13 protein-coding genes and 1 pseudogene are annotated in these 23,620 nt (G+C 64.4%); 7 read left to right on the top strand and 7 right to left on the bottom strand.

Annotation, left to right across the window (positions count from 1 at the left end; genetic code table 11):
* Positions 1 to 75: 75 nt before the first annotated feature.
* From LEL84_RS03140 to LEL84_RS03115, 6 genes and pseudogenes are all read right to left on the bottom strand, one after another.
* A complete protein-coding gene (locus LEL84_RS03140) occupies positions 76 to 2,877 on the bottom strand; it encodes an ATP-dependent helicase (protein WP_226513311.1) in 2,802 nt (933 codons plus the stop codon).
* A 44-nt stretch (positions 2,878 to 2,921) separates the two neighbouring features.
* A complete protein-coding gene (locus tag LEL84_RS03135) occupies positions 2,922 to 5,648 on the bottom strand; it encodes a site-specific DNA-methyltransferase (protein WP_226513310.1) in 2,727 nt (908 codons plus the stop codon).
* A complete protein-coding gene (locus LEL84_RS03130) occupies positions 5,638 to 8,733 on the bottom strand; it encodes a BPTD_3080 family restriction endonuclease (protein WP_226513309.1) in 3,096 nt (1,031 codons plus the stop codon). The genes LEL84_RS03135 and LEL84_RS03130 overlap by 11 nt, the downstream gene beginning before the upstream one ends.
* A gap of 235 nt (positions 8,734 to 8,968) precedes the next feature.
* Positions 8,969 to 12,312 (bottom strand): annotated as a pseudogene (locus LEL84_RS03125) (ATP-binding protein).
* The gene (locus LEL84_RS03120; protein WP_226513308.1) at positions 12,309 to 13,274 is read right to left on the bottom strand and encodes a DUF4194 domain-containing protein; all 966 of its coding nucleotides are present in this window, start codon (positions 13,272 to 13,274) and stop codon (positions 12,309 to 12,311) included. Before LEL84_RS03120 ends, LEL84_RS03125 begins: the two are co-directional and overlap by 4 nt.
* On the bottom strand, positions 13,271 to 14,785 hold the full coding sequence (locus LEL84_RS03115; protein WP_226513307.1) for a DUF3375 domain-containing protein: 1,515 nt from the start codon (positions 14,783 to 14,785) through the stop codon (positions 13,271 to 13,273). The genes LEL84_RS03120 and LEL84_RS03115 overlap by 4 nt, the downstream gene beginning before the upstream one ends.
* A 124-nt stretch (positions 14,786 to 14,909) precedes the next feature.
* Between LEL84_RS03115 and LEL84_RS03110 the strand changes: the two genes are divergently transcribed.
* The gene (locus LEL84_RS03110) at positions 14,910 to 16,025 is read left to right on the top strand and encodes an alpha/beta hydrolase (RefSeq protein WP_226513306.1); all 1,116 of its coding nucleotides are present in this window, start codon (positions 14,910 to 14,912) and stop codon (positions 16,023 to 16,025) included.
* A gap of 109 nt (positions 16,026 to 16,134) precedes the next feature.
* Here the strand turns inward: LEL84_RS03110 and LEL84_RS03105 are convergent, their stop codons facing one another.
* Positions 16,135 to 16,821, bottom strand: a complete 687-nt coding sequence (locus tag LEL84_RS03105; RefSeq protein WP_226513305.1) for a ZIP family metal transporter — start codon at positions 16,819 to 16,821, stop codon at positions 16,135 to 16,137.
* A 632-nt stretch (positions 16,822 to 17,453) separates the two neighbouring features.
* On the opposite strand from LEL84_RS03105, the gene LEL84_RS03100 reads away from it, so the two are divergent.
* From LEL84_RS03100 to LEL84_RS03075, 6 genes are all read left to right on the top strand, one after another.
* Positions 17,454 to 17,978, top strand: coding sequence for an MSMEG_0572/Sll0783 family nitrogen starvation response protein (locus tag LEL84_RS03100; protein WP_226513304.1), 525 nt, complete (start codon positions 17,454 to 17,456; stop codon positions 17,976 to 17,978).
* Between the two features lie 37 nt (positions 17,979 to 18,015).
* On the top strand, positions 18,016 to 18,927 hold the full coding sequence (locus LEL84_RS03095; RefSeq protein WP_226513303.1) for a carbon-nitrogen hydrolase family protein: 912 nt from the start codon (positions 18,016 to 18,018) through the stop codon (positions 18,925 to 18,927).
* Complete coding sequence (locus LEL84_RS03090) at positions 18,920 to 19,432, top strand: MSMEG_0570 family nitrogen starvation response protein (RefSeq protein WP_226513302.1); 513 nt, start codon at positions 18,920 to 18,922, stop codon at positions 19,430 to 19,432. Before LEL84_RS03095 ends, LEL84_RS03090 begins: the two co-directional genes overlap by 8 nt.
* Positions 19,429 to 20,700, top strand: coding sequence for an MSMEG_0569 family flavin-dependent oxidoreductase (locus LEL84_RS03085; RefSeq protein WP_226513301.1), 1,272 nt, complete (start codon positions 19,429 to 19,431; stop codon positions 20,698 to 20,700). The genes LEL84_RS03090 and LEL84_RS03085 overlap by 4 nt, the downstream gene beginning before the upstream one ends.
* A gap of 411 nt (positions 20,701 to 21,111) precedes the next feature.
* Complete coding sequence (locus LEL84_RS03080) at positions 21,112 to 22,167, top strand: MSMEG_0568 family radical SAM protein (RefSeq protein ID WP_226513300.1); 1,056 nt, start codon at positions 21,112 to 21,114, stop codon at positions 22,165 to 22,167.
* A gap of 1 nt (position 22,168) precedes the next feature.
* Positions 22,169 to 23,599: an MSMEG_0567/sll0787 family protein gene (locus LEL84_RS03075; RefSeq protein WP_226513299.1), complete on the top strand. Its 1,431-nt coding sequence runs from the start codon at positions 22,169 to 22,171 to the stop codon at positions 23,597 to 23,599.
* Positions 23,600 to 23,620 lie beyond the last annotated feature (21 nt).

Genomic DNA, 23,620 nt, shown 5'->3' with positions numbered 1-23,620 from the left:
CAATGCTAAAGCGCGGATCGCGACAAGGCCTCGGACTCGGGATAGACAGCTTGCCCGCCAGCTAACGGAGTGTTGCTACGGCGCGCTTCCTGGCCGGGGTCGACACAGTTCAACTACGTCGCACGTCGAGCACTTGGGCGCAAAGGTCGAGAGCCGCGGCAACTCATTCTTACGAAGCTTCTCACCCGCCGTGCGTATCCGTTCACGTACGTCATCGAGCATGTGGTCGTCCACTTGGTCTCGATGGCTTTTACCACCAGCATCAAGGTTCAGCACTTCCACGACGTCAGCGTTCTCGCCTGTTAGCTCCTCGTACCCGAGCGCGTACACGTGCAACTGATCCCGAGTGACATCCTCGTCCTGGGCTCGCTCGGTCGACTTGAAGTCGACAATCGCCAACTCGTCGGTATCGAGCTTCCGAATCAAGTCGATGCGGCCATCGACCGTGATCCCGGGGGCGATGTGCACTTGAATCTGCTTCTCGGAGTGCACAGTGTTCCCGATCGCGCTTCCGTGCAATTTGAAGTAACGTTTAACCGCCTCGGCCGCAGATCGCTCGAGGTTGCGCCGCAACTCAGGGTAGGCAAACGGAGTATGTAGATGTCTGTCAACCAAATCTGTGGCGTCATCTGCTGTCATGATCTCGCCTTCGGTCGCCTTCTTGTGTACTTCCGACAGCGCATCGTGAAGGCCTTTTCCGTATCCGAGCGCCTCATGTAGCGGTGCGTTGAAGCCGTAGAGGAATCGGAGCTTGAACTCGTAGGGACACTCGAACAGGTACTTCAACTCCGAGAACGACAGAGTTACTTGAGGGATCTCGTGGATGGCTCGAGGCTCGAGGCGCTCACCCGGGATCGGGCTAGTGCTCGTCGACACCCACTGGTTACCGGTGCAGTGGATAAAGAACTCGGACTGTCGCTTGTGGTTGCGGCCAACCCCGGGCGAGAAGGTGACGTTCAGAAACTTCTGTGCCCTGGTCACCGCGACGTAGAACAGGCGCCGCTCGTCGTCCTTCGTCCCCTTGTACCGGTCGGGATCCTTGATCGCCTCTGCCGGGATGACGTGGAACATCGACAGTCCGCCGATTCGCTGGGCCGGAAACCTGTTAGCACGCATGCAGGGTAGGAAGACGGCCGGCCACTGCATGCCCTTCGACTGGTGGACTGTGGCAATGGTGACGGCGTCGGGAGTCGCGTAGCCAACGTCACTGTCCGACTCGGCGTAGTAGTCAGGCGCCTGGTGCTCGAGCCAGCCGGCGAACGTCTTGTATTTCTCGCTCGGCTCGCTCGAGAAGTGGATCTGTTCGAAGTCGGAGATGGCCTGGCTGAACTTCCCCAGTTCGTAGAAGACGAGTTCTCCCCGACCCTTCGGTCCAGGGATTGCCTCTTCTCGGATCTCGAGGGCAGCGAGAAAGTCAAGGTAGAGGCGTTGAATGTTGTAGACCCCCCAACGCTCACCCTTCTTGAAGTCCTTGCCGGCGTCCAGGATCGCCACAGCCGAGGCCCACTTGGCGGGGTTTGGCAGCAAATCGGCCTTTGCCCATAGCTCTCGGAGCAGGCTCGTGTCGATCTCGTTCACCATGTACCGGAAGATGCCGACGCACGCCTTGATCTCGTCCGCGTCAAACAGGCGGTTCAACCCCTTAATCACGTAAGGGATCTGGCGCTTCTTCATCTCCTCAACGATCGGCCCCGCGTCCTTGGCGACCGAGCGCAACAGCACGGCGCAGTCGGAGTACGACAGGCCGCGCGGCTCCGCTCCTGGCTTGTCGGTGAAGGGAACGCCCTGAAGGTGCTCGATCCGATCGCAGATCCAGGCTGCCTCATCCTCAGGGGTGGCAAAGTCGAGGGCCAGGAGGTCGCCTCGCTCCCAGGTCTGGTGACCAGAAGCGACCATCTTCTTTGGAAGACGGTCACCGGTTGGGATCAGCTCGGCTACAGATCGTCCCAGTTCGATGACTCCCTTGGACGAGCGGAAGTTGTCGTTCAGCACGACCTGCTTGACGTCGCGGTGCCGATGGGCGAACTCGATGATGTTCGCAACTTCGCTGCCCCGCCACTGGTAGATCGTCTGATCATCGTCTCCGACGACGCACAGGTTCGCGCCGTACTGGACAAGCCCGCGGATCAGGCGCTCCTGCAAAGGGTTGACATCTTGGTACTCGTCGACGACGAGGTACTTAATGTCATCTCGGATGTGCCGCTGGATGACCTCGGCGTTGTCGTCCTCGTCAGGATCGATCTCCAGGAGTTCGACCGCGAGTGCGATCATCGCAGTGAAGTCGAAGTTGGCCTGCCCGTATATCAGCTTGACATAGGAGTCAAGAGAATCCAGAACCCCGGCTGGGACCAGAGACTCGTCGATCTCGTCCTCTCGAAGCGTCCCGAGGACCTGCAGGTAGAGCCGAGAGTTCTGCCAGCGCTTGAGATGACTCTGCTTCGTCCCGATGGTGGGGCAGGTGGTGAGTCCGGACTGCTTGCTGTACTTGTCGACGAGAAGTCGTGACGTGATCTCGGTCAGCACGGAGTACTTGAACGTGTCGGGCACTAGCCGCTGCAGGAGGTCGAGCGTGTACCCGTGCATGGTGCCGATATACATCTCAGCGAGGCCGGTGACTTCGCCTCGCTCCTCCTGAAGGATCCCCAGAACTCGCTCCTTCAGTTCCGCCGCAGCCTTCTCTGTGAACGTGAAGGCGACGACGTTGCGCGGTTCGACCCCCGGCCGTCCCAAGATCTTCGCGATCCTTTGAGAGATCACCTGGGTCTTGCCTGAACCAGCGCAGGCGATGATCTGCAGCGGCTCGTCGATCGTATTGATCGCGGCCACCTGATCTGCCGTGTATGTGGTCGTCAGACCTTCTGCCACAACTTCCCTCACTTACGCTCATGACCACATCAGCACCGATCGACAAAGGTCCGGCACTACACCTCGAACACCTTCATGACCTCGTCGCCGTAGTCGTTGATGACCTTGACTGCGATCTTTCCCGTGGAGGGCTTGGCGAAGGGCCGCGAGACTGTCTTGTACAAGGACTCCCAGGCGTCAGCGTCGATGTCTGCCTTCAGAGCCGTCTTGAGTCGCTTGTATGGATCATTGCCGCCCGTGAAGTAGCAGTGCCGGACAAAGAACGATTCCTCGTTGTAGTCGGTGTCGATCATCCAGAGCGCGATCTGGCCGGTGTCGCTGCTCCGGACCTCCCCCGTCGTGGGGTCGTAGACATCGACCCCTTTGAGGTCGACGATGTAGCCCTCGTCCGTGGAACGCAGGTCAATGTCGGGCTCGCCAAAGACGGTGAAGAGGTTGCCCGATCCAGTCTTCTTCAGTTCCTCGCCCATGAGGAGGTCGGCATTCATGCGGACCATTAAGACTGGTAGCCGGCCGACGTTGCGTGCTCCTTCGATCTGAGCGAAGCCTTCGTCGGAAGGTTCGATTGTGTAGCCGTCCTCTTCCGTCACGTTGGTCACTTGAGGATCGAACGCGAAGCCTAGGACGCAGAGCAAGTCGACGTCGCCATCACGGATAGCTTCCCGAGCGGCGTCCTTCACGTACTTCGCGCTGACAGTCCCGTACTGCGGCCCGATCGCGACGCCGATGCGGCTTGGGGCGGCGTGCTCCCCGTTCGAGATCTGCCGGCCGATGGCCTGGATGTACTGGCCCGCATAGGTCTCGAACGTCTCGAACTTCAGCTTCTCCGCCCGCTTGCCGTTTTGAATGCCGGCTTTGGCGAGGTTCTCGAGGATCGACTGCTCAAAGTTCGGACCGTCCGCTTTCCTGCCCGCATCTTTTTCGGACAAGGATTCCGGCGCATCACCGAACGACAGAGCCCGGTGCGGGCTGAGTGACTCAACAGTGAATGGGCCAGCTACGCGGACCTTCCTGGCATCCTCGAACGGCCTGTCATAGAGCAGCTCAAATTCAGCATGTCGCTTAATCGCCGCATCGATTTCCGATCGACTCATTCCCGCCTTGATGTCGGGGTTGTTGGCAATCGACTTCAACATCACGTGGGCCACACGCTCGTAAACGAACCCCTGGCGGATGTCACCGCCGAACTGGTTCCGTGGGACGAAATTGGCGGTAAGCGACTGCTCCTTCTTGTGACCCTCGGGAGTGTCAGCCAGGAGGTACCACGGGAATAGAGATGACATCAGCCGCTGACGAGCCAGGGCCAGGGCCACTCTCGACGTGTCGACGGTAATCCACCTGCGTCCCCACTGTTCGGCGACATAGGCCGTCGTCCCAGAACCGCAGGTGGGGTCTATGACAAGGTCACCTGGGTCCGTCGCCATCAACACGCAACGCTCGATGACTTTGGTGGCAGTCTGCACGACATAAACCTTGTCGCCACCGAACTGTCCCTGCCCGAATGTATCTGTCCAACTGTTTGAGAGTGGCGCGGCCGGAAAGTCATCGATGTACCTGATGTACCCAAGGTTCTTTCCTGAACCCGCGTAAACTCGGTTGGCAGCCACCAATCTTTCCATGCCCACACGATTAGTTTTCCACCCGCCTTTTGCTGGCGTCACCGTTTTACCGCTCACCGTGACAGGAAAGACAGTAGTTTGTCCTACGCGGGTGGTTTGCGATGTGAGGTTGTCGATACCGAAAGCTCGAGCGCCTGGGGGCAGGTTCCCTCCGGACTTTTCTTCCTTCGTCAGTGGCCGAGTGGACCCATCTTCAAGTACAACTGAGGTGTAGAGCGAGACAGAGTCGCCGCCGAGAGCCTTGGTCTTGAAGAGCTGGCGGTACTTCACCGCCTCAAGGTTTTTGGCAAAGACGACCACATAGTTCAAGACATTGGCCAGTACGTTCGTGCCTCCGGCGAAGCTCCCAGCCCCGCTAGTAGTAGCGAATGCGATTTGGCTAACGAAATTTTCGGGGCCGAAAACTTCGTCCATTAGCGATCGAACGAGATGCACGTTCTCGTCGCCTATCTGAACGAAACACGATCCTGACTCGGTAAGAAGATCCCGCGCAGCGAGGAGTCGATCTCGAAGGTAAGTCAGGTAGGAGTGGACACCCAGCTCCCACGTGTCTCTAAAGGCCTTAATCTGCTCGGCTTCACGAGCAGAGTCCTCCATCTTGCCGTCTCGGACAGTCCGATCGCGGGCCGAAACCTGCCAGTTGCTGCCGAACTTGATGCCGTAAGGCGGGTCGACATATACCATCTGGGCCTTGCCGCGCAGATGCTCGCGTTCAGCAAGCGAAGCCATCACCTGCAGACTGTCGCCGAGGATCATGCGGTTCGACCAGTTGGCGTCGTGCTGGTAGAAATCGACCTGCTCGAGTTCGTCGAGACCGTCGAAGGTATCGAAGAGAGCCAGTTCCGGTTCATCCTCGGGACGTGCCGTTGTTCGGCGGAGGTTCTCGACCAGCACGCGCGGGTCGACCTTCTCTTGGATGTAGATGGGAGGAGCATCCGTGACGAGGTCGGAATCGTCGCCGGCTTCGTTAGGGGCGGCCGGGTACTTGCCGAGCCAGACGAGCTGGGGGTCGAGGGTTTCGTCGCGCTGATAACGGACCTTGCGGACGGCCTCGATCTCGGGGGTCACGAAGTCCTGTGCGTCGGCCGTGGGAATGTTCTTGCGGGTCTCGCCGTGCTTGATCGAGTCAATCGGGGTCGGGCCCTTGGAAGTCTTACGCGCCACGAGCGCTCCTTGTGGTGTTGATGTCTGCGTTCGTTTCGGCGAAGTCAAGTAGGTCGGGGTCGCCGATGATTGGTTTGTCGCCGTACAGACTCTGGATCGCGTCTGCCAACCTTGTCTTGAACTGGTCGGGTTCCGTCATCTCGATGTAGGCCCATCGGCCCCATCCGCCGTGGTTGTTTACAGCTACGCACCAAGAGTTCCTGGCAGTCTCCGCCTTCTGGTTCGTCGGACCGGGACTCTTCTGGCTGCCGGAGATCTCGATGATCAGGGTCCGCTCGACGTCTTCATCCGTGCGCTTCAGACGGACCAAGAAGTCTGGGATGTACGAATGGCTGCGGCCCTTGTGGACGTACGGGATGGTGAGACCTAACTGGTCGTTCTTGACGAACGCTGCGACGTTCGAGTCATCCTCGAGGATCGCGGCCATCCGTTTCTCCCATGCGTTCCCCTCGGGACCGTTCCCATCGAGCGTCACATGCGAAATCTCGGACTTCTCGACTGGGATGGTTCTCTTCCGCGTCACGAAGTCGACGTCACCGGTCGATCCCTCCGGGTCGAACCGGTTGACCATCGGCCGCAATCGCTCGCGGCGATTGCCGGGCAGCCGGAGAATAGCGTTCCAGACTTGCTCGGCGGCAAGTATCTGAGCCTGGGTGATGGTGACGAGGAAGCCCAGCGAATACCCCTCGTGGACGACAACCTTCGTGTCAATCCACTCCGAGCAGATGCCGACGAGCTTCGGGAAGAGCCACGGTCGTTTGTCGCCCGCGCGCGTGAAGTGCTGGTCGAGGATGCGTTTAGCCAAACGAAAGGCGACTTCCTGCGTTCGGTAGATCGTCGGGTCACCCTCTTCGAGTTCCTTCTGGCCAACGAGACCACCCAGTTCGACCCATGACGGGACGGTGTCCTTGCCGATGGGGAACTCCGGCGCCTGGTCGAAGTCGGGGTGGATGTCCTCGTCGGGGATCTCGACTCGGTAACCGTCGAGTTTGGGGAAGTTGATCCGCAGGTGCTCACGTCCCTCGACCGCATGGACATGGATGGACGGCTTGGGAGGTGCCGACTCACCTTCGGCGGGTTCACCGGCGACGAACTGGAACGGGATCCCGTAGACGTTGGCGTACTCAGGCTCGAACCTGCCTGTCTCGTCGCTTACCTCGTAGGAGCGGCGACGTAGGCCTCGGCCGACGACCTGCTCACAGAGGAGCTGAGACTTGAACGCTCGAACTCCAAGGATGTGGGTCACTGTGTTGGCGTCCCAGCCCTCTGTGAGCATGGAGACGCTCACCACGCAGCGGATGTCGGCACCCAGTTTGCCGGGCTTGCCCACCGTGTTCATGACTTCGCGCAGGAGGTCCTCGTCGGTGAGCTTTTCGACGTCGGCGCCCGGGTTGGTCTTGCGGTACTCGGCCTTGAACTGAGCGATCTCGGCACCAGCCGCCAGCTTGAAGTCAGCCTTCATGGCTTCGCCGGACTCGATCTGCGCGGAGTCGATCAGGATCGTCCGGGGCTTGGACAGCGGCCTACCGTCGACGACGTTGCTGAGCAGAGAAAGTTCCCCAGGCTTGTGGGCGATGATCTCGTCGTCGCGGACCACTTCTTCTCCCGCAATCCACGTATAGACGAGCTTGCTGACCACAGTGTTCGGGCAGACCACGATGAAGACCGGCGGGGTCCCGCCGTACTGCTGGAGGTTTTCCTCCCAGTGCGCGAAGGCCTTCTCGTACGAGCGATGCAGGCTGCGTAGGGCTGCCTCGAGTTCCTTCGGTGGTGCCCAATCAGTGACCGCATCCTTGGCTGCCCTCTTCGGCAGCTCCTTGCCCACGAAGTCCCAGAGCCTGAGGAAGACGACGTGCTCGGTCTCTGCATCGTCGTCGACTGGGGTTCTTGGCACTTTGACGATGCCGGACTCGATGGCGTCCATCAGGGAAAAGTCGCTGACAACCCACGGGAAGATGTAGCCCTCGGCGTAACCCGACCCAGATAGGTAGAAGGGGGTCGCGGAGAGGTCGAAAACCTGCTTGATCCCCACGTATTTCGCGATTGCGCGAAGTCCGTTGAACCACAGCCCGGCCTTCTCGTTGGCGTCTTTCTCTTCGCTGGTCTCCTTGCCCGATGCCAAGGGCCTTGCGAGGTAGCAGTGGTGCGCCTCGTCGTTAAAGACCATGATCTGCTGCTTCTTGCCCGCCTCGGTGACACCGAGGCCGCGAAGCACGCGGCTGACCATCGCCTTCGGCGACTCCTTGAAGGGATCGCTGGTCTTGTTTCCCTTCAGAAGGAGGCGAGTGTTCCGGGCGACGCCCTTGATCTCCTTGGCGTCCTTGAGCTGGAACGCATGGAAGTTCGTGATGACGATCCGCGCGCTCGCCATGCCGCCTTTGAGGTCGGAGGGGATGAGGTTGCGCAGGTCGTAGTAGTTGCCGTCGGTCTCGGGTAGTAGGACGTTGAGGCGGTCGCGAATAGTGATGCCAGGAGCGACGATGAGGAACCGGTTGGTGAACCGTGCGTCGTTCGGCGACTGCGTCTTGTTGAGCGTCTGCCAGGCGATCAGCATCGCCATCACGATCGTCTTGCCGGCGCCCGTCGCCATCTTGAGGGCTGCTCGTGGCAACCCGTCGTTGTGGGCCTCGTTCTCCGGCTCCAGCCGACTGCGCCAGTCGGCATAGGACGGGTGCCTACCGGCCACCTCGGTGAGGAAGATCGCGGTCTCGGCGGCCTCACGTTGGGCGAAGATAACCCGGTTTTCCCGGCTGGGATCAGCCCAGTGCTGAAGGAGCTTGCGACTGATAGGGGTGACGCCGTCGTAGTGCCCGCTCGCCCGCCACTTGTCGACGTCACGACGGATGTCGTTAATTAGGCTGTTCTTCTCACGACGTTCGCCGGTTAGATCGAAGTCGAAGCCTTCTTGCACCGACCCATCGGTCCCCTTGCTACCCTTCCTGGTCACCGCGATAGGGATGAAGGACTCGCTGGGTCGCCGGCCTTGGATGATGACGCCGGTCGGGCCTGACGGTCCGATCTCATAGTGCCGATCGGGAGCGTCGTAGGGCCCGTTCAGAATTGGATTCTCGATGCCGCCGCTCAACGCAAACTACCTCGAATCGCCAAAGCCATAGGAGAACCATACCGACCTTAGAGGGAGCCCCTCTAAGGACACGCGCTGCACGCTCAGACCATGTCCCACCATTTCATGTCAGATCTTTGTCAAATGAGATCGTGGGCGCTGAACGACGGCGCCCACCAGGGTGTACCGCCGAATGCGCCAATTTCGCTAGGACCACCAACCGCAAACAATGGCTCGGTAGGTCCGCAATCAACTGCTACACCGGCAACTGACTCCCCGACCGCCGCAACTCCGAGAACGCCTTGATCCCCGTCGACGTAGCGGTAGCAACCGGCCGCAACTCCGGCCCGGCCTCGGTCTTCGACACCATCACCACGTTGTCCACGTACGGCTGGATCGTGCTGGTGTTCTGGACGGTGGCCACGATGATCAGCTGAAATCCGAACTTGCGGAACGCACCAATGCCTGCTGAGCGAACTGTGGGTCGGACTTGGAGAACGCCTCGTCGAGCATCAGCTGGGCGAAGATAGGTCGATTGTCGTTGCCGTGCGGGCTGGCCAAGTTAAAGCTCAGCGCACCGGCGAGACAGAAGGCCATCAGTTTCTCCTGCTCGCCGCCGGAGTTGTCGCCGGCGTTGGAGTAGGTGCGGATGGTCTCCCCCGACTCGGCGTCGTGCTCCTCGCAGTAGAAGTCGAACCGGTTGCGCACATCGAGAGCGTCGCGCGTCCACTGGCGGTCCTCCGGGGTGTTGCCGGCGAGGCGTTCGCGCAGCAGCAGGATGTCAGAGTACTGCTCGAGGATGGCCTGCTCGTCGCCGAAGCTGACGGCCGTGGCGCGGTTGGAGATCTGGCGGGCCTTCTCGGTCAGCTCTTCGACTGCGGCGAGTTTCTTGCGGCCCGGGCGCAGCCGCAGGCGGGTGCCGCGGTTGAACGCGACCGCGCCGAGGCCTGTGTTGACGCGCTCGATCTGTTCGACGATGCGTCGTTCCTCGGCGTCGGCGGCCATGTGCAGGCCCAGGATCGCGCCCGGGGCCTGTTCGGTGATCAGACGGCGCATCCGCTCGTAGGCGGCGGGCAGCTCGCGCTCGTCGATGCGGCGGCAGACGGCGACGTAGTCGTGGAGACGTTCGTCGAAGTCGTCGCTGTCGTTCGGGATGGCGTCCGGGAACTCCTCGTCGTAGGTGTCGAGGATGCGGGCCAGCTCGTCGCGGGAGCGTCGAGCATCCGACCGCATCCGGTCTCGCTCGCGGCTTGCGGCCTTGACGATCTCCTGGCGGTACGGCTCCGGGTTGAGCACGTCGAGGGTCGCAGAGAGGTCCTCCCGGAAGCCGTCGAGGGTCTTCTCCGCCTGAGCGGGAACGTCTTCGGGCTTGAGCCGGTCGATGAGGTCGAGGAGCTGTGTGCGCCGGAAGTCCTGGCGGGCGATCTTGTCCTTGACCAGCGCAGCCTGCGAAATCGCGTTGCGCACTTGCTCCCACAGGTCTTCGGCCTTGCGCTGCAGGGCTTCGACGTCGGGGTTCTCCTCGATCAGCAGGTCGTACTGATCGGTGAGCTGGTCGACGCGGTCATCGACAGAGTCGACGTCGATCTCGTTCCACTGCGTGAACTGCTCGCACACACGGCGATACGCGTCGCGGCGTCGTTCCTTGGCGCTGCGCTCCCGGTCGAGCTCGGCGCAATCTTGGCGGGCATCCTCGAACGCCCGCTCCTCGTACTCGAGTTCGTCACGAAGCGCGGCGATCTTCGACGCGACGTCGCCGACGAAGATGTACTGCGACCGGCGCAGCTGCTGGCGGTCGTCCTTGACGGCGAGCTTCGCCGAATCCTTGCGCAGACCCTGGTCGGTGACGGCCTTGGCGTGCTGGGAGAACTCTCCGGGACTGTCGACGCACATGTGGTTGCCCAGCTTCGACAGGACCGTCATCGCCTCGGCGGCGCACGGGTGCGAGGCGTCGACGGGACGCAGCTTCGAGGCCAGGGTCCCCGGCTCCAGAACGGGCATCGGGCGGGAGTCGGCCTGGTGCAGCTGGATCCGGCCGCGCATGTCGTGCGAGTTCACGAACCGCAGGGCCGCGCGGAAGTGCTTGTCGGGCACCAGCAGACGCAGGCCGACGTTGCGCAGCACCTTCTCGACGGCCAGACGCCAGCGCTCTTCGTCGGGATCGAGTTCGACGAGTTCGGCGACGTACTTCAGCTCGGACTCGTCGATTTGGAGTCCGTGGGCGATGGCGCGGCGCATCTCGTGCTCGGTGCGCGGGAGTGCAGAGCCGGCGTTCTCGACGCGGCCGAGTTCCTCCATCGCGGCGTCGCGGCGCGTACGCGCGGCGACCTCGCTGGCGAGCGCCTCGGCGTAGTGGGCGCGCCCGGCGTCGAGCTGACCGTCGATCTTGGCGGCCTCCTCGGTGAGTTCCTCGCGGAGCAGCCAGAATCCCTCGGCCCGGGTCGGCGGGGTGAAGCCGAGCGCGGAGACCTTGTCCTCGTACGCGTTGCGTCGGGCGGTGACCTCGGTGCTGAGTTTCTGTGCGCCGCCGAGTTGTTCGCGCAGCGGGGCGAGGTCGCCGGTGGAGGTGGCGATCCGGGACAGCAGCAGGCTGTGGTCCTGGCGGAGCTGGTCGTGCTGGGTGGTCAGCGCGGCGAGATCACCGTCGAGGCGGGTGATCTGGTCGTCGAGGTCGGCGACCTCGGGCAGCGCGTTGTGGATTCGCAGGTTGTTGACGTAGCTGCGGATGGTGGTGTTGTCGATGGTGTCGAGGACGGAGAAGGTGGCCGCCTCCCCCGCGTACCGCTCGTGCACCTCCTCGATATTGCCGAGGATGGTGCGCTTGCGGCGCGCGACGTCGAGCAGTTCGCGTGCTTCGACGAGCGGATCGATCTGATCGAGGGCATCGGCGATCCCGACGATGCTGGTCGGGGCGTCGAGCATGAACTCCCGCACGAACTGCGCGAGACCGCCGACGCTCTTGAGCGACTTGGCCTTTCCGAGGAGCTGCTGCGCGGCGTCGGAACCGCGGATACCGATGAGCGAGTACAGCGTCGAGAGGTACTTGCCCTCGCCGGGTCCGCCACGCCAGCCGCGGTCGCGGAACTTGGCCGAGTTGTAGTTGTTGGCGGCCCACTCGTTGCAGGCCTCGACGATGTCGGCGTCGCCGTCGTAGATGAAGTACGAGCTGTGCGCGTCGGTCATCTTGCCCGCGGCAAGCCATTTCAGCACCAGGCCGGTGATGGCCTCGCCGGAGCTGGAGGTGTAGGTGACCGCGATGGCCGCCCACGCCGGGCCGGTGCCGCGCAGGTACATGATCTCGCGGTGGGCGTTGGTGCCGTCGCGTCGCTCACCCCACGCGCCGCGCACGTACTTGCCGACCGTGCGCTTGCCGCTGGAGGATCCGGCCGCCGTCGCATCGCCGGAGGCGTTGAAGTTGCGTCGATGATCCGGCAGGAACGCGAGCGAGATGGCGTCGAGCAACGACGACTTACCGCTACCCGACGACCCGGTGATCAGAGAACCGTTGGGACTGAACGGGATCGAGTGATACCCGTCGAACACGCCCCAGTTGATCAGCTGCAACCGGGACAGGTGGTACTGGTCGACCTGCCCGCTCACCAGTCGTCTCCTTCGTCGTTCTCGCCGTAGGCGCCGTCGAGGTCGGCCGCGTCGTCGTCGCGTTCCGCAGGCTCGTCGGCGAGGTCCTCTGGCGGCACTTCCCCGGTGTCACCGGACCCGATGAATTGCTCGAATTGCCTCTGTAGATCGGTGATCACCGATGCCGTCATCACCGCGGAGATGACCGGGCTGACGATAAAGGTGTCGGCGTCGTCGCGCTGCTTGCGCAGGAACTCGAGCTCCTCCATCTTGTCGAGCGCGCGTTCGATGCGTTTGTCGAAGAGTGCGAGGTCGCGGTCGATGGTGTTGGTGACGCCGGCGAAGAGCTCGTGAATCTCCTCGCGAGTGATCAGGACGGGCTCGTCGCGAGCGGCGCGCACGTACTTGGCCAGGTGCAACGCCAGGATGGCGTCGTAGGTGTGAATCGTCTCGCGCTTGAGGATCTTTCGGCCCCAGCGGGAGTCGTAACCGGCCTGCTCGACGAAGGCGACCTGCAGCTCGTCGACGATGCGCAGCCGGAGGTCGAGTTCGGAGAGGCGGCCGCGCAGCACATCCTGGTACTCGGCCACCCACGACCACAGCTGCGGCTGCCGGTCACCGCTGATGTAGCGGCGGGTCAACAGGTTCTGCAGCGCCCAGCACGCGCGGTCGGGCAGCTCGCTGACGTCGCCGTCGAAGCGTGGTGCGTTTGGCGTGTGAGTCGCCGCGCGGTTCGCGACGGTGGGGAGGTCGTCGAAGCCGGCGAATTCGGTGGGGGTGGTGGGGGCGCTGGTCGCAGCGTCGGACTTGGGGTCGCCCTTCGTGGCTCGCTGCGCTCGCACCTCAGGGAGCAGAGGGTCGTCCGCTCGCACCTCAGGGGGCAGAGAGTCAGCTTCGCTCTCAGTGGGCATGTCGCCCTTCGTGGCTCGCTGCGCTCGCACCTCAGGGAGCAGTTGGTCAGCCTCAGGGGGCAAAGATGTCATTCGGCGTCGACCTCCGCAGTCGGAATCGGTTCGGTGAAGGTCAGGTCGGGCACTTCGATCGCGTGGTCGTCGCCGATGAGCGACCGGAAGCGGACGGTGGTCATCGGTACCTTCTCCCCTGCCGCTTGCTGTTTCGAGGCCCACGACCAGAGGACGATGACGTGCGCGAGGTACGGCTCCTCGAGCCCGCCGATGACGTCGGCGAGGGCGACCGGCCCCGCGGCGACCGCGGCGTTCACCGTGTCGGTGAGTTCGGTCGTGTCGACCTGGCCTGACAGCGAGGCGAACGAGGTGAGGTCGGCGTCGACCGCGGCCGGGAGCGCGGGTGCGGGCGGTACGTGTTCGCGGATCTCGAAGGCGAGTCGGCCGATCGAGTTCACCGTCGGCGCGGCCAGAGGCAGCTCGTAGCCGATCCGACGGTCGGCCAGGGACGTCTTGAGCAGCTCGTTGGCGGTGGCCAGGGCGTCGTTGAGCTGGCGGGCGAGACCGCGGCTCTGCTCAAGCGTTCCGGACGCGACGAAGCGTCGAATACGGCGTGCACACCGCTGCCGGGTGCGGCCGACCTCCGCCATCTGCTGGGTCACGAGGCCGAAAAAGTTGTCCATCACCGACCGCAGGCCCGGGTCCATGCCCGGGAAGCTGGCGATGATCGTCTCGATGTCGATCTTCAGGCGGGCACGACGCTCCGGATCCTGGATCAGGTGGGAGAACGCCTGGTACGACGCGGACTGCGGCGAGTCGAGGAGCGCCTCGTAGTCGTCGAACAGCTGGCGCTGGCGGTCGCGGTAGGCGAGGTCGGAGTCGCCGGGGTCGTCGAGCAGGGCGGTGGTGATGCGGTCGAGCATCGTGCCGTACTGGCCGATGTCGGAGATGATCTGCTCCATCTGATAGCCGATGGTGCGGGCAGCGTCTTCGGCGACGCGCAGGTCGACCGGGGGTCGTCGGCCGGCGTCGAGGTCGGCGAGTTCGGCGTCGAGGTCGGACATCTGCGCCTCGATCTCCGAACGGATCTGGTCGGGGTCATTGCTGACCTGACCGGCGACGCGTCGGAGCTCGGCGGCGATACCGGTGATGGAGCCGCCGGTGGCGATCGAATCCTCACGACGCTGACGCCGCATGAAGTCCAGGACCGACCGCGCCTCGCTGGTCAGGTGGCACAGGTTGGGGGCGTGCGGGTCGGTCGTGTCGGTGACGCGGTGCAGCCAGCCCTGCCGAGCCCAGAGTTTGACCAGCTCGAGGCCGGTGGCCTGATCGGGGAGGTCGAGGTCGGCGAGGTCGCGGTCCAGGCGCACCGTCAGCTCGGTCTCGGACAGTTTGGCGCCGTAGTCGAGGTGACGTTCCATCAAGGTGACGTAGAGAGCCGAGTTGGTGGCCGCGAAGAGTCGCCCCACCGCCGACTTCTGGATCGAGCGGTTCGATTCCCACGCGTCGGCCAGCGTGACCTGCACGGACTCGGCGCCGCTCGATGCGCCGGGGGCCTCGACCGGAGCCGGGAAGGCTGAGAACTCCATCGCCGCCTCACGGGGATCTCGGGGACTAGAGGACCCGGGTAGTCTGCCACGCCTGGCGGCTGCCGCCACACCCGGTGGGTCGCGTGTCCAGCCGGGCATCGGCACGCTCGTTACGCTTGGCGGCATGGTGATGGCTGATCGTCCGGAGGTCCAGACCGCGTCGGCGCCGGTGACCGCGCTGACCGTCGTCGGACTCGCGCAGAGCATGATCAACGGCCTCGCGCGGGTGCCGTTCCGCAAGCCGTGGTCGGGCCCGTCCGGACTGCTCGACAACCTCGGCCAGTCCGTCACCCGCCAGACCATCCGAGCGTTCATGGGCTACTCGATGGGACTGCCGATCGAGGAGTTCCGGTCGATGGAGAAGATCCTCGACGATGTGTGCCGCGTCGTGATGCCGCACTTCGTCGAACTGACCGACGGCGTCGAACTCACCGACGACGTCGTCGGCGGGGTGCCCGGGCTGTGGTGTCGCGCCAAGGCGAGTTCCGACGCGTTCGTCGACGATTGTGACGACAAGCAGGGGATCGGCGCCACCATCCTGTACCTCCACGGCGGCGGGTACATCGGTACGTCGCCGATGATGTACTCGGCGTTCGCGTCGTCGCTCGTGCGGATCTCCGGGCACGAGGTGTTCATCGCCGACTATCGGATGGCCCCCGAATTTCCTTTCCCCGCAGGCGTTCACGACGCCGCCGACGTCTATCGCGGACTTCTCGGCCGCGGCGTCGACCCCGACCACATCATCGTCGCCGGCGACTCCGGTGGCGGTGGGCTCGCGGCTTCGTTGGTGGCCTACCTTCGGGATCACGACCTGCCGCGTCCGGGCGCTTTGGCGTTGTTCTCTCCCGAGATCGACCTCGACCTCGACCACCCGTCCATCACCGACAACGCGCCCTACGACATCCTCCCCTGGAGCATCCCGGTGACGCCGTATCTGCACGGGGTCCAGCCGAACGACGCGCGAGTGTCCCCCATCAACGGTGAACCCGACCCATCGTGGTTCCCGCCGACCTTCGTCTGCTGGGGCGGCAGCGAGATGTTCCGCGACGGCATACGCGACTTCGCGGCACGGCTCGAGGCGTCGGACGTGACGACCCACGCCATCGAAGAACCCGGGATGTTTCACGTCTTCCCCATCCTCATGCCGTGGGCCGAAGCGTCGAAGCGGGTGTTCCGGGCGTTGTCAGAGTTGGCGGATGGGCATGTCGAAGGAGACCCGGAGGCTGTGCAGACGCACTGAGTGGGTGGGCTGTATGTGTCGCGAGACCCTTCGTGACGGCCCTCCGCAAGCTCCGGGCCTCCTCAGCGGATCCGCCTTTCTCAAGGGCGCGGTAAGGCGGTTGGAGTGATCACCCGAGGACAAATGCGAGCAGGAATCCGCCAGCGGTCGCGAGGCCGACCCACCAACCACCCTCACGGTAGGCCTCGGGAATGAGTGAGTTGGCGAGTACACCAAGCGTGGCTCCACCGGCAAAGGCCTGGACGACGCTGATCGCGGTCGGTGAGATGGTGTCGGCGACGGCATAACCGCCGACGGTTACCGCCACCAGGACGACAGCGGTGAAGATCCACATCGTCAGCGCCGAGCGCATCGAGGCGTCGTGCTCGCGACGCATCAGCGACGCACCACTCACCGCTTCCGGGACGTTGCCGACGGCGATCGCCACCACCAGCACGAGCGAACCACCCGCGGTCAGCGAGACGCCGAGGGCGGTGTTCTCCGGCACGCCGTCGAGGAAGACGCCGATCATCAATGCGGGACCGATCGCCGACGACCCGAGCTTGGTCTCGACGACCCGGTCGGCCACGACGTAAACCGCGGTTCCGGAGAACAGCGCGAAGGCGGCGACGCCGGTGCCGGCCTGCGTGAAGGCGGGTTCGAAGAGTTCGGTCGAGACGGCCGCGATCATCGTGCCCGCGCCGAACGCCATCAGCGTCGCCAGGATCGGATTCGGCAAGTCCCAGCGCAGACCGATCGCAGCACCGACCGCAATCGGGATGGCAGTCGCGAGGCCGTACAGAACCGCGGTGAGCATGAGGACAAGGTTGCTACGTGTCGCGGGCGATGGCGAGTGTGGCGCGCAGACGTGTGGTGGCTTGGTTGCGGAGACCCTTCGTGACGGCCCTCCGCAAGCTCCGGGCCTCCTCAGGGAGCAGGGGGTGCATGGCCCTCCGCAAGCTCCGGGCCTCCTCAGGGAGCAATAGGGTCGCTTGCGCTCCCCGCACCTCAGGGATCGAGTGGTGGTTGCTCTCACATGAGGGAGCAAGAGCCGATCAAGGATCTGCAATCCGACCGGTCACAGAATTGCGGATACCTCGATGGACCGTCGTCAGGGGCGAGGGATACACTGGGTTTTGTCCGACGAACCGGTCAGACCCCCGACCCGACCGGTTCGTCGGATTTTTTGTGTCGGTCACGTCTGGTCGAGTCGGTCGACCGACCAGGGTCGTGTTACGCGAATCCGGGTTTTCTTTATTCCGCCGGAAACCATTCGGTAATCGATGGCGAGTGAACTGTGTGACGTAGCAAGCAGTAGCTACTCGATGAAACCGGATCTCCGGTCGAACCACTATGGGCAATGATGCCCGATCCATCCCCCGCACGTCGAGCCGCCATGCGGCCGATCACTCACAGACACTGTCTCGTCTCGCCACCCCAGGAGTTCTTGTGCCTTCTTTCGACGAATCCATCACCGAGAACATCGCCGCGTCGATGGCGGAGATCCCGCACCCCTCACTTCCCAAGGGCTCCAACATCTATGGCGGCACCAAGATCTTCCCGGACTACCAGGCCGAGAACGGTGAGTCGTACTTCACGCTCGTGCACGGCATCGCCCACGAGTCGTCGGTGTCGTTCGTAGCCGTCCTGCAGGCCACTCGCGCGCTCCGCAAGGGTTTCGAGTCGGCCATGTACTTCTACGGACCTGGTGCCATCAATTGCCTTGCCACACGCGGCTTCCCGACGACGGGCGACTCCGGGTTCCCGGGCGAGCAGAACATCAACAACTCGCTCGAGACCTTCATCTCCGAGGGCGGCACAGTATTCTGCTGCCGCTTCGGCCTCGCACTCCACGGCGGACGTGAAGAGGACCTGATCGAAGGTGTCATCCCGGCACACCCGCTCGACGTCCAGGACGCGCTCATCCACTACGCACGCAAGGGCGCGATCATCAACTCGACCTACATGGTCTGACCCACAGCAGCTTCCGACAACCAACTTTGGGAATCTTATGACCACCATCGGAACCGTCGCGGCCAATTTCACCCGCGATCTCGAGCAGAACTACGCGACGATCGAACAGTACGTCGCCGAAGCACGGACGCGGGGCGTCGACTTCCTGGTGTTCCCGGAGGCGGCGATCGGCGGATACCTGTCGTCCCTGGGGAACCACGGCGACACCCAGAAGAACAGCGCCCGGTCGTTGCCGCCGGCGATCTCCCTCGACGGGCCCGAGATCGCTCGGGTGCAGTCCATCGTCGGAGATCTCGTGGTGGCGATCGGGTTCTGTGAACTCGGCGAGGACGGCGAGACCCGCTACAACGCGGCCGCCGTCCTCGACGGCAACCACATCTACGGCAGCTACCGCAAAGTGCACCAACCGCTCGGCGAGAACATGTCGTACTCGTCGGGCACCGGGTACGACGTCTTCGACACTCCCGTCGGTCGCGTCGGCCTCCAGATCTGTTACGACAAGGCGTTTCCCGAGGCCGCCCGAATCATGGCACTCAAGGGCGCCGAGATCATCGCCAGCCTGTCCGCTTGGCCGGCGGCCCGCACCGCAACCGCGGAGAACCTGCAAGAAGACCGCTGGACCTACCGGTTCAATCTCTTCGACACCGCCCGCGCGCTGGAGAACCAGGTCTTCTGGGTCGCGGCCAACCAGAGCGGCACCTTCGGGTCGCTGCGTTACGTGGGCAACGCCAAGATCGTCGACCCCGGTGGGAACATCCTCGACACAACGCTTCTCGGAAGCGGCCTGGCCGTCGCCGAGGTGGACATCGCGGAGAGCTTCACCGCCATGCGGGCCGGCATGTTCCATCTGCGGGACCGTCGGCCTGAGGTGTACGGGATGCTCGTCGAGGCCGACACCGATGCCGACACCTCGGCGGCCTTCGCATGGCGGGACCTCGCCCATGCCTGAGATGACCGTCCAGGTGCGCTGGCCCGACGGCCTGCTCCGCCAGTACTACTCCCCCAGCCTCGTACTGCACGACCACCTCGCGCCGGGTACGTACCGCGTCGACGACTTCCGGTCGCGGGCCACCACCGCGCTCGACGAGGCCAGCGCGCGTGTCCGTGCCAAGTACGGATTCGCCTGCACGTCGGCCGCGGCGTCGGCGGAGGAGATCGTTATCGACGCCTCTCGGCATGCTGATGCCGCTGAGGTGGAGGTGGTGTCGATGTACCCGCCGTTACCGGGTGCGGAAGTGGCTTCGACTCGGGGCGTCGCTTCGCTCCGGCCCGGCTCAACCAGCGGTGGGGGCGCCGGTGTTGTGGGTGCGGAGGTGGCTTCGACTCGGGGCGTCGCTTCGCTCCGGCCCGGCTCAACCAGCAGTGGGGATGCGGAAGTGGCTTCGACACGGGGCGTCGCTCCGCTCCGGCCCGGCTCAACCAGCGGTGGGACCAGCAATGAGGAGCAGTCATGAACGCACACGTGCCGGTCGTCGTCATCGGCGGCGGACAAGCCGGCCTCTCGGTCAGCTGGTACCTGGGACAGGCGGGCGTCGAACATCTCGTCGTCGAAGCCGACACCGCGGTTCATGCATGGGCCGACAAGCGGTGGGACAACTTCACGCTGGTGACACCGAACTGGCATTGCAAGCTCCCCGGGTACTCCTACGACGGCCCGGATCCGGACGGCTTCATGACCCGCGACGAGGTCGTGGAGTGGTTGCACGGTTGGCTCAAGACCTTCGAACCACCCCTTGTCGAACACACGAAAGTCACTCGCTTGCAACGACTGTCCGGAGATCGGTTCGAGCTGACCCTCGACGGCCCCGACGGAATGCGGTCGCTCACCTGCGACCAGGCCGTCATCGCGACCGGCGGGTATCCCCTGCCGGTGGTGCCTCCGTTCGCATCGTCGTTGGATCCGGCCGTGCACCAGGTGCACTCCGAGGAGTACTTCAACCCGGAACAACTTCCCGACGGCGCTGTGCTGGTCGTCGGGTCCGGGCAGTCGGGCACGCAGATCGCAGAGGATTTGCACCTCGCCGGTAGGCAGGTGCATCTCGCGATCGGTAACGCACCGCGGGTCGCCCGGTTCTATCGCGGCCGCGACTGCATGACGTGGCTGTCCGACATGGGTCTCTACGACACGCCGACCCAGGAGTACCCCGGCGGCCGTGCCGCACAGGAGAAGACCAATCACTACGTCACCGGCCGCGACGGCGGCCGCGACATCGACCTCCGACGCTTTGCCGTCGAAGGGATGAAGCTGTACGGCGTGCTCAGCGACGGCAAGGACTCGACGCTGCGGTTCGCGCCGACGCTCACGGCCGCGCTCGACCGGGCCGACGCCGTGTACAACTCGATCTGCGGTGACATCGACCGCCATATCGACAAGCTCGGCATCGACGCGCCGGAGGCATCTCGGTACGAGCCGGTGTGGGCGCCCGAGGTCGATCCGACCGAACTCGATCTCTCGGCCGAAGACGTCACCTCGATCATCTGGGCCATCGGCTACCGACCCGACTACCGGTGGATCGAGGCCAGCGCCTTCGACGGCGGTGGCCGGCCCATGCAGACACGCGGGATCACCGAAGTCCCCGGGCTCAGCTTCGTCGGGTTGCCGTGGATGCATACGTGGGGCTCCGGGCGATTCCTCGGTATCGATCGCGATGCGAGGTATGTGGCTCAGCATGTTGTTGGATCGGTTTGTGGTGGACGCGCGCAATTGGTTGTTGCGCAGTAGGTTTGGGGTTCTGTGGGCACCGGGGTTGCGTTGTGGAGGACGGTCACCAGGTGGCTTCGACTCGACGCCTCGCTTCGCTCGGGGTCGGCTCAACCAGCGGGGGGTCGGGGTCGGCTCAGCGAGGTCGGGTCACCAGGTGGCTTCGACTCGACGCCTCGCTTCGCTCGGAGTCGGCTCAACCAGCGGGGGTCGGGGTCGGCTCACGCTGCGGGGGTCGGGTTTCGGGTCAACCAGCGGGGGTCGGGGTCGGCTCACGCTGCGGGGGTCGGGTTTCGGGTCAACCAGCGGGGGTCGGGGTCGGCTCACGCTGCGGGGTCGGGGTCGGCTCAATTAGCGGAGGGGGCGGGTGTCGGCTCGTCAGCAAGAAGCGCTCACCGTCGAGCACATAGTTCATTCTTCTAAGGAGTACCCATGACGGTATCGACACGAGTTGACCTGGCGTTGCTCGGTATTCGCGGGGAGCCGCCGGTGCAGCGCACCGGGGGCGCCGGGCCCAGCGACGACGGCCACCTCATGGTCGACGGGTTGCATGCCGCGATCCCGCGGAACCCGCGGAGCCCGTTCGTCTTCGACGGTGATCGCGTCCTGTACGACGGGGTCGACATCGGTGTCGAGGTCAGCGCCATCGGGCGTCCCCGGTTCTACGACCTGCAGACCGCGGACGGGGTGAGCTACGAGAAGATCGCCCGCCTGCACGGCCGGAATGTGCTGGCGACGACCGTCTTGCAGACCTGTATCCGCTACGCCGAGGACCAGCGGTGCCGGTTCTGTTCGATCGAGGAGTCGCTGAAGTCCGGCTCGACGATTGCGGTGAAGAAGCCCGAGCAGCTCGCGGAAGTCGCCCATGCGGCTGTCGATCTCGACGGCGTCACCAACATGGTCATGACCACCGGCACCAGTGGTGGACGCGACCGCGGGGCCCGTCATCTCGCCCGGTGCGTCCGAGCGATCAAGGCGGCCGTGCCGGAACTACCGATCCAGGTCCAGTGCGAACCACCCGCCGATCTGACCGTCCTGACCGAACTCCGCGAGGCCGGTGCGGACGCCATCGGTATCCACGTCGAATCCCTCGACGACGACGTGCGGCGTCGCTGGATGCCCGGCAAGTCGACGGTACCGATGTCGGAGTACCGGGCGGCGTGGGCCGAGGCGGTCCGGGTGTTCGGGCGCAACCAGGTGTCGACCTACCTGCTCGTCGGTCTCGGCGAGGACACCGACGAGATGATCGCCGGCGCCAAGGAACTCGCCGATATGGGCGTGTATCCCTTCATCGTGCCGTTCCGGCGTCACGGGGGGACTCTCGCCGTCGACGTCGACAACGCCCCGGCACCCGACCCCACGATCGTCGAGAAGATCACTCGCGAGGTGGCCGGTCATCTGAGCTTCATCGGGATGTCCGGGTCGGACCAGCGAGCGGGATGCGCGGCCTGCGGTGCCTGTAGCGTCCTGCCGACGGTCGGAGGCTGACGTGCTGTCACGGGGCGAGCTGTCGATCCTGTCCGGGCTGCCGCGCACGACGCCGCGGTCGGAGTTTCTGATCACCGTCGCGGACAGCCCGCGAGAATATGCGGCGTATCGCGTGCTGCGGCACCGCGAATTCGTCGATCGGCAGGCGCTTTTCGACCGCACCGACGTCGATGACATCGACGACGACCCGCGCACCACCGTCCTGATCGCGACACTGCCCGACGGGACGATCGCGGGTGGCGTGCGGATCGCCGCCACGCCGTGGGCGGGGTCCGAGCACACCGACATCGGATGGTGGTTTGGGTCGCGGCTCGTCGTCGCCGACCCTGGCCTGGCAGCCGGGATCGGGCCGGCACTCGTGCGGGCGGCGTGCGCGCACGTCGAACAACTGGGCGCCCTGCGGTTCGACGCCACCGTCCAGGATCGGTACGTACCGATGTTCTCGAGGCTCGGCTGGCAGGACCGCGGGCCAGGCCCGGTGATCAATGAGCGGTCACATCGGGAGATGGGCTACCCACTCAACCGAATTCAACGCACAGTCGACGGGACGAAAGCAGTTCTCGCCGAGGCACTCGCGCCGTTCGCAGACCAACCGGGCGGTCTCGGAGCTGCTGGATTCCGTGGCGACGACGGCGTACCGCTGCCCGGCACCGACGTGATCGCGGCCTGTGACGCGATCATCCCGTCGATGATCGAACGCGATCCCGAGTGGGCCGGTTGGTGTTCGGTGCTCGTCAACCTCAACGACCTCAGCGCGATGGGTGCCCGACCGCTCGGCCTGCTCGACGCCGTCGGCGCGCCCACGACGTCGCATCTCACCCGCATCATCCGCGGGATCAGCTCGGCCGCAGCGGCGTGGCGGACACCCGTGCTCGGCGGTCACACCCAGGTGGGTGTGCCGTCGGCTCTGTCGGTGACTGCGCTGGGCACGACGCCCAGTCCCCTGCCCGCCGGCGGTGGCCGGGTCGGCGACACCGTCACCCTGCACGCCGACCTCGGCGGCTCCTGGCGACCCGGCTATCACGACCGTCAGTGGGACTCGACGAGTTCACGCAGCAGTGACGAACTGTGCGCCATGGCATCACACCTCGCGAACGTTCGCCCAGAGTCGGCCAAAGACGTCAGCATGGCCGGGATCGTCGGCACGCTCGGCATGCTCGCCGAAGCGTCGGGAACCGGTGCAGAGGTGGACGTGACAGCAGTGCCGCGGCCCGACGACGCGTCGATGGGTGCGTGGCTCACCTGCTTCCCCGGTTATGCCATGCTCAGCACCGACCGGGCGGGTGCTCGACGCGACGTCCCTGCACCCGAGCCGGTGACGACCGCCGATTGCGGCCGGCTGACCGCTCAACCGGGCGTGCGGCTGCGGTGGCCCGACGGCGAGACGACTGTCGCCGTCGCGTCGACGGTCACCGGACTGGGCGTCGCATGATTCCCCGGCGACCCGGCCCGC

The organism is Gordonia sp. WA4-43, from assembly GCF_020520305.1.
Lineage (GTDB): Bacteria > Actinomycetota > Actinomycetes > Mycobacteriales > Mycobacteriaceae > Gordonia > Gordonia hongkongensis.
This window is presented reverse-complemented; position numbering and strand designations above follow the sequence as displayed.